Annotated in this window: 7 protein-coding genes and 1 riboswitch; of the genes, 3 read left to right on the forward strand and 4 right to left on the reverse strand. The window is 60.4% G+C overall.

What is annotated here, in order from left to right; all coding sequences use genetic code 11:
- Positions 1-1,249: 1,249 nt before the first annotated feature.
- Entirely contained in the window at positions 1,250-1,447 is a 198-nt protein-coding gene (locus OZ411_RS23070) for a hypothetical protein (protein ID WP_282529784.1), read from the reverse strand.
- A 659-nt stretch (positions 1,448-2,106) separates the two neighbouring features.
- On the opposite strand from OZ411_RS23070, the gene OZ411_RS23075 reads away from it, so the two are divergent.
- A complete protein-coding gene (locus tag OZ411_RS23075) occupies positions 2,107-3,708 on the forward strand; it encodes a porin (protein ID WP_130584076.1) in 1,602 nt (533 codons plus the stop codon).
- Positions 3,709-3,825: 117 nt separating this feature from the next.
- Here the strand turns inward: OZ411_RS23075 and OZ411_RS23080 are convergent, their stop codons facing one another.
- Both OZ411_RS23080 and OZ411_RS23085 read right to left on the reverse strand, forming a co-directional pair.
- Positions 3,826-4,296 carry a MarR family transcriptional regulator gene (locus OZ411_RS23080; RefSeq protein WP_282529785.1) on the reverse strand — a complete coding sequence of 157 codons (471 nt, stop codon included), beginning with the start codon at positions 4,294-4,296 and terminating at the stop codon, positions 3,826-3,828.
- A gap of 233 nt (positions 4,297-4,529) precedes the next feature.
- Positions 4,530-5,957, reverse strand: a complete 1,428-nt coding sequence (locus OZ411_RS23085) for a hypothetical protein (RefSeq protein ID WP_282529786.1) — start codon at positions 5,955-5,957, stop codon at positions 4,530-4,532.
- A gap of 227 nt (positions 5,958-6,184) precedes the next feature.
- Between OZ411_RS23085 and OZ411_RS23090 the strand changes: the two genes are divergently transcribed.
- Entirely contained in the window at positions 6,185-6,874 is a 690-nt protein-coding gene (locus tag OZ411_RS23090; protein ID WP_282529787.1) for a LuxR family transcriptional regulator, read from the forward strand.
- Between the two features lie 101 nt (positions 6,875-6,975).
- On the forward strand, positions 6,976-9,753 hold the full coding sequence (locus OZ411_RS23095) for an autotransporter domain-containing protein (RefSeq protein ID WP_282529788.1): 2,778 nt from the start codon (positions 6,976-6,978) through the stop codon (positions 9,751-9,753).
- 122 nt (positions 9,754-9,875) lie between these two features.
- Here OZ411_RS23095 and OZ411_RS23100 read toward each other — a convergent pair whose 3' ends face one another.
- Positions 9,876-12,026, reverse strand: coding sequence for a TonB-dependent receptor (locus tag OZ411_RS23100; protein WP_282529789.1), 2,151 nt, complete (start codon positions 12,024-12,026; stop codon positions 9,876-9,878).
- Between the two features lie 249 nt (positions 12,027-12,275).
- Positions 12,276-12,476, reverse strand: a riboswitch (cobalamin riboswitch).
- Positions 12,477-12,494: the final 18 nt, after the last annotated feature.

Raw genomic sequence — 12,494 nt, forward strand, 5'->3', positions numbered from 1 at the left:
CCCTGCGCGATGGTTTTACGGTTTCCTTCGTGCTCTCCCCGGTGACCGGGCTTTCTTGCCACCGTCATCTCTCGCGCGAAAAAAAGTTCGCGCGAAAAACTTAGCGCCAGCGTCGGGGCGCCAGGACCACACGACTTCGCCGTCCGCTGATGTTGCGTTCGCCTTTCGCCACACCAACGTCCACCGCATCTCACCGCAACGTTCGTGACGATCGCGAGCCGCCCCTCATCTTGGGTGAGCCGCGCGGAGTTAAATCACTGATTTGCCCGACGGCGAAAGCGGAATATTTTTCGCTGCAAGGGTGGACAGACTTTCGAGTGATTTGCCCGTCGGGTCGTTCTGTCGCGGGCCAAGCATCGAAATCGTCGTTGCGTCCGAAGCGAAGCAGGCCGTAGCGAAAACAGAATGCCGTCTCAGAAGTTCGGCCGAAATTCCCTGCATGTCCGTTTTTGGGCCGCATGCGGACTCATGCAGTGCAGCATCACTCAAACGATGGCAACTGGTTCAGACGACGGCGGTCGCAATAGCTTGCACGGCAAGTGCTTATGCGTTGCCGCTTAGCCGTCTGAGGGTTGCTGATGAACTGAAGCGGATTGAAGCGGAGCAGGGCAGTCCTCGTCGAGGATCTGCCGGACCTGCGTGAGTATCTCGCGCTCGGGGACATTTCGGCTGTCCAAGCGCAAGTGGATGCAGGTGAGACCGATCCTCGCCGAGGGTGTGTTTACCTTCGGAGTCCGTTTCTACGGATGCACGAGTAGTAGGCGTCTGCGCCAACAGCGTTTCCTTCGGCAGTGGCAGCGGGATTAGCAGAAGCATGCCCACTTGGGCTCTTGCCGCCTCATTGGCCTGCCTGAAGCATTGAGCACGTATCGCCCTAGTCCTATCCGTCTGTTGTCCTGTTTGCGCCGATGATGAGGTTGCAAGGAATGGAAGTATGGCGACTGCCAACAGCGTTCGCATATTCAGCATATTTTTCCTCCTTGAAGACGTTGGATAGCAGCGTAGTGCGGGTCTCGATCCGATCGGGGCGGGGTTACAACAATCCGAAAGGTTTTCAGCTCGCCCGCGCTGGTGCCAAGGCCGCCTGCAATAAAGGGAAGAACGGCAAGAACCACATATCGACGTAGATCAATGGCGCAGACCGGGCGATGTGTCCTGCAACGCTAGCCAAAGTCCCGGCCTTGCTGCATGGCGCACCAATTTGCGCCATACGATGCGGGCGAAGCCAAGGCTGGAGCCGAGCGCGCTGCTACGCGGTACCTTGCAGCGCGAGCACTTGATCTCGAGCCAGCCGTACCTCGCGTTGATCGCCTGGTCGACCGATCGGCCCGCCATAAGCCCACATGCGCTTGTTCGAACTCTCGGCGGCGAGAGCGTCCGCCTCGCGGATTAGCACCTCACCGGCGTCGCGCTTTTCGGCGGCGCGTTCGGCCAAGATCTTGGTCAAACGCCTGCGTCTTCGTCAGCCCCTTTGCGGGCGCTTTACGGTCGCCGCCGGAAAGGGCGTTGGATGATGTTTCGGGGCCGTGCCAGAGACAAGAGATCCGTGAACAGGCGTTAACATACAGACGGTTGGCAAGGTTTTGGCGGGTCTGCGAGGCATGGGTCCCAGCGCGACCGGCAATCAATGGATCGGCGACTTCAAGGAAGAATGATTCTCCTCGATGATTCTCCTGTGGGGATCATCTCGTGCCATCGTAAACCTCCCCGCGCACGCGCTATCGAGTTCCCTTCTGGTGAGTGCCTAAATTTCAGTCGGGCGTTGAGGCAAAATAAGCTAATTATTTCAGTGTGTTGGTCGATCACGCCCACTCACAGCGCCGTGATATTTGTGCAACATGCGTCCGAAAAGAAGCGGAGGTACCTGCGGACTCCTCTCTCTTTTGTTGCGCGTTTGGAGACCTTCGTTTCTTATGGAACAGCGACGGAGGGGGGCATCCCGAAGTCGTCCCGTTCTTGGTGGTTCGCTTAAGTCCCTCGCGTTTTCGCGGGAGTCCGAAAGCGCGAAGCGGCTTGACGGGTTTTGGGGGGACTAGGGAATCAGCTTCAGGGTTTTTACCCGGCGGATCCGCAGCTCTTCCTTACAGAGCAACTTGGAGGTTTAACATGAAGATGGTTAAGAGCCTTATCCTCGGCTCAGCGGCGGGTCTGCTCGCCATGGGCGGGGCACAGGCGGCCGATCTTCCCGTCAAGGCCAAAGCGGTCGAGTACGTGAGGATCTGTTCGCTCTACGGCGCCGGTTTCTGGTACATCCCCGGCACCGACACCTGCATGAAGATCGGTGGTTACCTGCGTGTCGACACCACGTTCAACGGCAGCATCTACAATCAGCCGGCGTGGTCGGGCGACCTCGGTCAGCAGAACCGGTATGCCGACTACTTCGCCGCCCGCTCCCGTATGGCGCTGACGGTCGATACCCGCACCGCGACCGAATATGGCGTGGTCCGTACCTTCGCTCAAGCCGACTTCCAGTTCTCGACGCTCGGCGGCAGCACCACCAACCCGAACTCGATCAACGGTTCGCTCCCGGTCGCGGGCTCTCAGTTGCTTGACACTCCCGGCGGCGGCTATGTCGCGGTCGAATTCGTGTTCATCCAGTTCGCGGGCTTCACCTTCGGTAAGTCGGCATCGGCCTACGCGACGCCGTGGCATGGTTATCCGGGCAACAACTCGTCGTTCCTGCTCGGCGGTCATGACACCGTCACCGGCGTGAACAACATCCAGTACACCGCGCAGTTCGGCAACGGCGTGTCGGGCACCATCGGCCTCGATGATCCGACCGTCTTCGACCGCACCGTCGTGGCCAACCTGACCGTGCCGCTCACGTCACAGGGCGCTGTCGCCAACGCCTATGCCGGCGTGCATGCGCCCGACGTCGTCGGTAACATCCGCATCGACCAGGCTTGGGGTCTGTTCCAGATTTCGGCTTCGGCGCATGAAGTCAACGGCTCCTACAATGTCCTGAATACGGTCGGTGCTCCTGCCGGTGCGGTCGGTCTGCCGGGTGCGGCGCCGACCAATCTGTCTGAACTCTCCGGTCACCCCGACACCAAGTGGGGCGGCGCGGTGATGGCTGCGTTGCAGATCAAGAACATCCCGACCGGTCCCGGCGACGACTTCAAGATCGATGCCACCTTTGCCAAGGGTAACACCAAGCAGGTGATCTCGACGTCGTCGACATCGCCTAACCCGTTCTCGATGTTCGGTAGCGGTAATTTCGGTTCCTTCGGGAGCATCGGCTTCGGGGCGGTGACGGACGGAGTATATGCACCGGCTGGCTTGGCGGGTCCGTTGTTTGGTGCTGATGGGAAAATCCATCTGACGACAGCATGGGGCGTCCGTGGTGCGTTCAACCACAACTGGGATCCCTACTGGTCGAGCAGCTTGTTCGGCAGCTACTCCAGCGTGAGCTACGATAACACGGCAAAATTCTTCGTCTGCTCCACCTTCACTGCTGCCCGCCTCACAGCGACCAGTGCCGACTTCAGCTGTAACCCCGACTTCAACGTCTCGCAGCTCGGTACGATCACCCGCTGGACCCCGGTCAAGAACCTGACGTTCTCGGGCGAATTCATGTGGTTCCACCTCGACCAGAAGTTCACTGGCTCTGCTATCCTTACCCCGTCGGCGCCGATGCCGACCGCTCGGTACGACTTCAAGGACCAGGATACGTTCAGCTTGAACGTTCGCGTTCAGCGCAACTTCTGATCCTCGTTTCACACGAAACTTAATCAAGCCCCCCGGCAAGCGATTGCCGGGGGTTCTGTTTGCGCGACAGGGCTTCAGTATGCGGTGCAGTGAGGACGTGGCCTCGGATAGACTGCGCTACGAAGGCAGCGGGGCCTTTTCGGCCGCGGCCTTTTCAAGCTGATGGTTCAAACTGGCGAGCCTGTCGATCACCCTGTCGAGTTCAGGGCGCCCAAACTCAGCCAGAACTAGCTCATGCAGCGCATCTTGTTCAGACGACAGCATCGCCAGATGCGAGTAGGCCGCTTCTGTCAAAGAGAGAGTTGCTAGCTGAGTGTTCGAGGAGGGGGACTCACGTTGAAGCAGACCCGCTCTCTCCAACAGATTCAATTGCCTCACGACAAAAGATGTATTCACCTGCAGTGTCTTCGCTATGGCCTCGACGGATACACCATCGCGTCCGTCTAACTCGGCCAAGGCAACAATAATGATCCACTGAGCATCGGTTATGCCCAGATGCTGCGCCCAGTAGTGGCGAATGGCCTCCAGACGACTGACCATTGCGGTGACTTCCGAAATGAACCTGCGGCTCGCTTCGTAGTTTCTCATGGAAACCTGCCGACGTGAAATCTCCGCGTGTGGAGATACTGATCTCGCGCTCAGGTTTTGTAAAGGAGATTCGGCTTGCCTGCTGCGGCCTTTGTCTTGCGCTCTTACAAGGAAGCTCGCGGCTCCTCGACCTGATTAATTGCTTAAGTAACTCTGTAGAAAGCCTCGCGAGAGAAACTGCGGAGGCTCGTGCACGTCAGTGAAAATGGATTATCCAGCAAACATTATTTTGCTCAGTCTGAACTTGCGAACCCCACTCGGTCCACGAGCTGACGATATCGCGCTGTCCCCTGCATCGCCTTGAATGCAGGATCGATAAGGATACCAAGAATATCCTGTTCCTGCCGCCTGATCGATTCCTCGAGATACTGGAGGGCCAAATCAATGTCGCCGAGGAGTGCAGCGCTCACCGCGAGCTTGTAGACGGGTTCACTGCCGAGGGCGTATTGGCGTTTCTGTTCGGCGAGCATCGCTTCCAGGAGACCTCGTTCACCGCCGCTGCGTAGGCCATTTTCAGCGGCGGTCGCGATTGCAATGCGCGCGTTGTTCTTGGTCATCTCGGCAGCCGTCCGATACTCACGCAAGAAGTCCTGGTAGCGCTGCTGACTGAGATAGATCGTCGCGAGATATTCGGGAGGCGCGCGAAGGTTCGGTTCGGCATCTGCAAGCTGCCGCAGGATCGTGACGGCGTCAGTGGACCGGCCTGCGTGAAACAGAATGAGCGCCTTGTTGGCCGAGATCACGCGGGATTCTGGATTGATCTCCTGCGCCTTGGTGATTTCCCGCAAGGGAATGTCGAACCTGCCGCTGTGCATCAGTGTCAGCGCATACCAGTGACGCGTTTGAGCGGAGGAGGGATCAAGCGCGATCGCTCGCTCGAAAAGCTCCTGCGACTGGGTGAAATTCCTTGACCAGTAAAACTCTGTGAACGCGAGCGACGCATATGCGTCAGCCAGATCAGGGTCCAGTGCGATGGCCCGTTCGGCCGCAGCCTTGGCACGGGGGTAGGCTTCGTCCGCAGGCATGAGCGTGAATTGGCTGATCGTATTATAGGCGTCCGCAAGCTTCGCATAGGCAACGGCATAGTGCGGGTCGCGGATCGTGGCCTCAGTGAAGTACTGAATTGCGCGCGTGAGGCCGTTCGATTGACGGGTGCCGAGATGGTAGACGCCTGTCAAATAAAGGTCCCGCGCTTCAGGCGAGGGTTCGTAGGGAGGCTTGCCGGAGTGAACGAGATCGATCTGGCGGGACGGCTTCAGGGACCGCTGGTCAAGCACGCCGAGAGCGGCAAACCCGAGTGCCGCAAATGACAAAACGATGACCGCCGCAAGTCGCCAGCGGGACGATATGGCCGTGAAGAAGAGACGCGGAGTTCTTTGATCTGGTTCAGCGCGTGAGGCAGGTGCCGTTGTTGCCTCAACGGCCAAATCTGCGGAAGGAGCTGCCGCAGACGCTTCGGTCCGGCGATCCCGAACATCTCCCGCCAGCCAGCGCTCGAGTTCTTCCTGGTAGGCGAAGACCAGGTTGCGCTCGCCTCCCGGAATGCGGTGAACGGGAAGCCCGCGCAGGCGCTCCCAGCGCCTGACCGTGCGCTCATCCCGATTGAAGAACGACGCAATCTCCTTCCAGCTTTCCAGCCGCCGTTTCTGCCCCTCCGCCACGCTGCTGTCCTGTTTTGCCCGCTTCTGCCCGCATACGCCCCACTGCGCATTCTGTCCCGAAAGCTATAGGTCGCAACGATTTAAGAGATTGATCCTGCCTCAGATTGTCCCGCATGCGTTCCGGGGTCAACGGCTCGGTCTCGTGGAAGAGGCTCACCGCCTCGTCGGCTGAGGCTGGGCATTTTTTGACCGACAAACAAGATTCACAACCTGGGGGGTGGGAGTTCGTGGATGCCATAGAGGCGTGCCACCAGGTTTCCACTCTCGCTCGTCTTTTCGCCCGCTCAGTCGCCGCCTACGGCTACTCGGCCTCGGCCTGCGGCGCCTTTCGTCCGATCGGGGGCGATGCAAAGCCCGAATTCTACTTCTGCAATTGGCCGGAGACGTGGACTGCGCTCTACACGCAGCGCAATCTCGCGCCCCACGACTTCACCATCACGGAGGTCCGGCGGCAATCCAGTCCTTACACCTGGCTGACGGCAAAAGCCGCGCGGCGGCTCTCTGCCAAGGAAGAAGCATTCTGGAAGGAAGTGACCGAGATGGGCTGGGCGGATGGATTGTCGATCCCAATCCACGGTCCGGGCGGACAACTCGCTTTCGTGACCATGACCGGCGGCGAGCGAACGGCAACACCTGTCCAGCGTGCGCATTTGCGATGCCTCGCAATTCTCACTCATGAGCGTGCGCGGAAATTGTGTGGCTTCGAGCGCGAGCAAGGGCCGCGTGACCTGCTGACCCCTCGTGAACTGGAATGTTTGCGCAAGGTGGGGGCGGGCAAGTCCGACCGCGCCATCGGCGAAGACCTCGGCATCGCGCGCACGACCGTCAAATATTACCTCGACCGCGCGCGCCAGAAACTTGGCGCGCGAACCCGCGCGCAAGCATTCGCGCAGCTCGCATTGTGGGGCGAAACATGAGTGGGATTTCTCGATGTCCCCCTCCAGTTGGCGGGGATACGGCTGGGAACGCTGCCGCTAAACATGGCGCTGGACAGGAATCGTCAGGTTGGGGATGGGGCGTGACGGATCGTTGGAATGCCGTGCGGACGGCGGCAGTGGCATGTGCAGCCGTTATCGGCTCGCAGTTTGCGCATGATGTTGCAAGTAATCGCGTCCTCGCCGCTGATGTCGAAATCACGGCCAACACACCGAGCGTAGATCTCGATACGTTCTCCGGAACGACAGCGCATATCGCCAATGGCGTCACGGTCGGCAGCGGCGGAACGGCCATATCGGCAACCCTGCAGCCGTGGTCGCTGACAAATGACGGTACGGTGTCCGGATCCAACACGATCGGGCTCAAGCAGGGCGGGACCATCACCAACAATGCTGGGAAGACAATCTCGGGGACTTTGACCGCGATTACCTTCGGCTATTTCGATTCCGTTGCCCATCTGCCCTCCGGTGGCGCGGGAGCGCTGAACAATTACGGGACGATCACTGGTGGTGGAGGGGAGGGCGTGACCATGTGGATGGGGGGGACGGTCAACAATTACTTCGGCGGCACGATCAAGACGGAGACCGGCCTCAATGCGGTCTCGATCGGGCAAGGAACATCACGCACACTCTTCAATAGCGGTACGATCAGTGCCACACGCACGAGCGGTTACAGCACCGGCGTGCTGATTCAGGGCGGCCCTTCGGCTTTCACAAATACCGGCACCGGCGTCATCCACGGCGATTTTAACGGCGTTTATGCGAGTGCCAGCGCTGCGTTCACGTCCTTTAGCAATGCGGGCACGATAAGGTCGTCGCGCGGATCCGCTGCCGAAATCTGGGGCGGCGGTACGGTCGTCAACAGCGGCACTATCGAAAACCTGGGAAGCGGCTCGGCGGCGGATTCGAACGGTATTCTGATTCGAAATAACGCTGCGGCCGAGGTGACCAACAGCGGCACCATCACGGGCGGGGTCAATGCTATCAACTTCGCGCTTGCTGGCGGCAGCCCCGCCGGCGCGACGCATACCTTGCGCTTGCAGACGGGCTCCGCGCTCAACGGCAATGTCGTGGGCGGCAGCGGCGCCGACAATCTGATCCTGGAAGGGACCGGCACCGAAAACATCGCGAGGTTTCAAAATTTCGAAACGCTGGCAATGAGCGGCGTCGACTGGACGCTGAGCGGCTCGGGCACGTTCTCCACGAGCACGACCGCGCAAGCGGGCATGCTTCGAGTGAACGGGCAGCTCAATAGCCCTGTCGTCAACGTGCAAAGCGGCGGCGCGCTCACGGGCAACGGAAAGGTTGTCGGCAACGTCACGAATGCCAGTGGCGGCAACGTGCGGGTTGACAGCGGCACGCTGGCATTCGACGGCAATTACATCCATCAGATGGGCGCGTTCTTCACCGTTGGCGTCACCCCTTCGAGCAGTGGCGCGCTCCAGATTACGGGGGCCGGCCATACCGCCACCCTCGACGGCGGCACCGTGCGCGTCTTTGCGAGCCCCGGCAACTATGCTCCGAATACGCAATACACGATCCTGACTACGACCGGCGGCCGCACCGGCGCCTTCAGCGGAGCCAGCTCGAATTTCGCGTTTCTTGATCCGTCGCTCGCCTACGACGCTAACAACGTGTACCTCACGCTGGTGCGCAATAGCGTCGATTTCGCCGGCATCGGCAGCACGCCGAACCAGATCTCGGCGGGACGCGGGCTTGAACTCCTCGGCATGAACAATCCGATGGTCGGCGCAGCGCTTCTGCTGACGCCGGACCAGGCGCGCGCCGCGTTCGACAGCGTGTCGGGCGAAGTCTATCCCAGCCTGCATTCGCTAATGGTGGACGAGAGTGCGCTGTTGCGCGACGCCATTCTTGGCCGGCAGCGGCAGGACACCGTGCAAGAGCCAGCCGGACAACAATCGATCGCGCTGGCGGGTGAGGACGATGCCGCGGTGTCTTATGCAAAGAAAGCGCGCAACGCCAAGGCCGGCCCCCAATGGCCGGTCAAAGCCCAGCCTCCTGTCATCGCGCCGGTCTATTCCACATGGGTTCAGGGCTACGGCAACTGGACGCGGCTGAACGGCGACGGCAATGCCGCGACGCTTCGTTCGGCCACCGGCGGCGCCGTCGGCGGTGTCGATGTTACGCTCGATCACATCTGGCGATTTGGCGTTGCAACTGGCGGCGGGAGGACGGACGCGCGTGTCGATGCTCGCCTCTCATCCGGCACGATCGACACATTCCACATCGCAGCTTATGGCGGTGGCCAGATCGGCGACATCGTGCTCCGCACGGGGGCCGCCTACTCGCATCACGGCATTTCGACGACACGAATGGTCGCTTTCCTCGGCTTCGGCGACATCGCCAAGGCGAACTACAGCGCCGGCACGGCCCAGATCTTTGGCGAAGCTGCACATCGCCTGCAGACCGGCTGGATGACCACCGAGGCCTTCGCGGATCTCGCTTATGTCCGCATCCGCAGCGACGGCTTCAGAGAAACCGGGGGACCGGCGGCTCTGACCGTGGCCGCCAACGACACCTCGGCAACGTTCACGACCCTCGGTCTTCGTGCGCAGGCTCCGATCCCTGCACCAGGGCCCTGGCTGACCACGGCTCGCGGCGCGCTCGGATGGCAGCATGCCTATGATAGCGTGACGTCTGCCGCATCGATGTCGTTCGCCGCCAGCCCCACGCCATTCGCCATCACCAGCGTTCCCATAGCGAGAGATGCCTTGCTTGTGGAGGCGGGTCTCGACACGTTGATGCGGCAAGACATGAGCCTGGCCCTGCTCTACACTGGCCGGATCGCCACTGATGCCAGTTTGCACGCCGTCAAAGTCAACGTCGCCATCAAGTTCTGAGAAATTGTTGACGATGCCCGAGACGAACCACATCGCAAACAGCAAACAGGTCGCGATGCCGACCCAGCGATGGGTGATGTAAAGCCACCGCCGTCCTCGCCGGATTATGGCGCGACGCATGATCAAAACTTCACGTTGATGGACACTTCTGCCGTGCGCGGCATGCCGAGCAGCCATTGCCCGGAAGGCGCGGACGTGGCGTAGACGGTGTCGAAGAGATTGTAGATACGAAGCGCGACCGCTGTTTGCTCGTCAGGCTTCCAGCGTAGTCCGCTGTTGACCACGGTGTAGGCGGGCCGAAGCTGGGTATTGGCGTTGTCGGAAAAGGTTTGCCCCACGATCTGCACACCGCCATAGACGGACCAGTCCGGCGCGAAATCCCAGGTCACCCAGACGTTCGATACCTGCTGCGGCACGTTGAGAGGAACGTTGCCGGCGTAGCTGACGAGTTTGCCGCCTACCACCTGGCTGAAGTTGTCGTACCTGGCCTGCAGCACCGCGAGATTGGCATCGACACGCCAGCCATCGTCTAGCGCTAGTCCGATCGACGCTTCGATCCCGCGCGAGGATTGCTGGCCGACTTGCAACGCTAGGCCGGCGGGATTGTTGGGATCTGGGACCAGCAGGTTGTTCTTGACGATTTGGTAACCTGCCAGCGTCCATTCACCACGACCGCCCCAGAACGATTGCTTGATTCCGATCTCGCTTTGCTTGCCCGTGGCAAGCTGGAAGCTTTTCGGCGTGGCCGACAGCGAGATGAGATTGGTGACGGGATCGACGGCTGTCGCATACTGTCCGTAAAATGCGAGGTTCGAGACCGGGGTGTAGACCACTCCGGTTCGCCAGCTCGTACCCGACAGCGAGATATCGAAATTATTCGTTGGTGTCCTGTAATCGGTGCGGTCGACATCCGGTCGGTCGAACCTGATGCCGCTGACAACGGAGAGCTGATCGGTTAGCGACAGCCGGTCCTCGGCAAACAATGCGTATTGATTGACGATCGCATTGTAGCCGGGCGTGGTTCGCGTCGTCGTGACCGCAAACGACCCCATGTCGCCAGCATAGGGGCTAACCGAAGACGCGCCGCCATAGGGCGAATTGTTGGTGTGGGTAAAATCCACCCGGTTGACGTCGAAACCCGCAACGAACTCGTTGGCGAAGCCCAGCAGATGGCCACGAAACGTTGCGTCCATCCGGTTGCCGACCTGAGCCTGGTCGTGGAAGATCTCGATGTAGCTGGTTCGGTTGATCAACTGTGTCGTAGGATTCCAACTATAATTCTCGACATCACGCCAGTGCCGACGGCTGGTCAGGTAGTAGAGTGTGTTCTGGACCTTGACTCCGTCCGCCGCGTCCCACTCGGTCTTGAACTGGCTCCAGTTATCCTGATAGCGGATCGCGCTGTCGAGCACGTTGTAGTTCTTGAACCGCAACGCGTCGTCGATTGCGCCGTTGATCAGCGGTGTGCCGAAATAGCGCGAGGGGCTTCGATTGCCGTAGTCGTTCGAGAGTGTGAAAGCGAGGTTTTCGGCGGCCTGGACCCGCACTGCGGCGGAGAGGGCAACATTCGATGTCTCGTCGCGGTCAACCCAACCGTTCGACATGTTGCCGACGGCATTGACGCGATAGGATACGTTCGGATTGATCGGGCCGCCGCTATCCACCGCAATGCGTCGCGTCGTATTGGTATCGAGCGACATCTCGGCATCGTTGTAGGGCGTCGTGACCGGTTTTTTGGGGATCACATTGATGATCCCGCCAATCGCGCCTTCCCCGTACAGAACGGAGGCTGGCCCGCGCATGATCTCGATGCGATCCGCCGACCACGTATCGAATGGAAAGGTCACGGTTCCGGCACCAACATAGAGGCGAGTGCCGTCATAAAGCGTCATCACCGAATTGCTTCCGGTGAAGCCGCGTGTGCTGAACGAGAGGCCGCCATTACCGGGGGCCGGGCTTGCGGTAAAGCCCACTGCGTTCTGGGTGACCGCGTCCGTGACACTATGCTGGCCGCGTTCTGCGATGGTCTGCGAGGTGATCGTTTCGACGCTGGCGGGCGTTTGCAGTGGAGTGAGGTTGAGGCGGCTGCCACTCGCGTTCTGCTTGTTCAGGCTCAGCGTCGGCGATGGCGTGTCGGATGTTGCGATCGAGGGCGCGGCACTGCGTGCCGCTGCGCTCCGGCTCGACTGAGATCGCGCAGGTCGCGCTGCGGAAGTTGAACGCTGATGATTGAGACGCTTTGCCGCAGGCTTTTGCGGCTGGGTAACGCTCACCGGAGGTAAGACATGGGGCGGATCGGGCTGCTGGGCCTTCGCCGAACAAGACTCGAGCAGCAGAACCGGGAGGAAATATCTGAAAGCGAGCCGGGCAGCATCACGCTGCCTTGGGATAGTAACGATAGAGAGCACGAGCAGGCCTCGGTATGACGTCAGTGGCACGTCACAGCGAACGAGGTCTCGCTCGAACGTGCCTATGGCACGCTGGGCGAAAGCAATGTCTGTACTCCCCGACCGACATTTTCGCGTGTGACCACGGCTGACGGCAGGTCTCCTGGCTTGCGGGTCCTAACCTTTCGTCGCCTTCCCAGGACCGAGGCTCCCAGTGGCGTATGACGAAAGATTCGCCGCTTACAGTTGCGGGGGCAGCCGTGGCTTAGGGGAGAAGTCCCGCACCACGTTCCCTTTTGATCCCCGTCGAGGGGAACCGTCACTCGTGATCTACGGGGGTGTCTGAGCCGAAGT

Source organism: Bradyrhizobium sp. Arg237L, assembly GCF_029990105.1.
In the GTDB taxonomy this organism is placed as follows: Bacteria; Pseudomonadota; Alphaproteobacteria; order Rhizobiales; family Xanthobacteraceae; genus Bradyrhizobium.

Coding starts and splice junctions, on each gene's coding strand:
- OZ411_RS23075 (WP_130584076.1), top strand. CDS start 2,107: ATGAAGATGGTTAAGAGCCTTATCCTCGGCTCAGCGGCGGGTCTGCTC.
- OZ411_RS23080 (WP_282529785.1), bottom strand. CDS start 4,296: ATGAGAAACTACGAAGCGAGCCGCAGGTTCATTTCGGAAGTCACCGCA.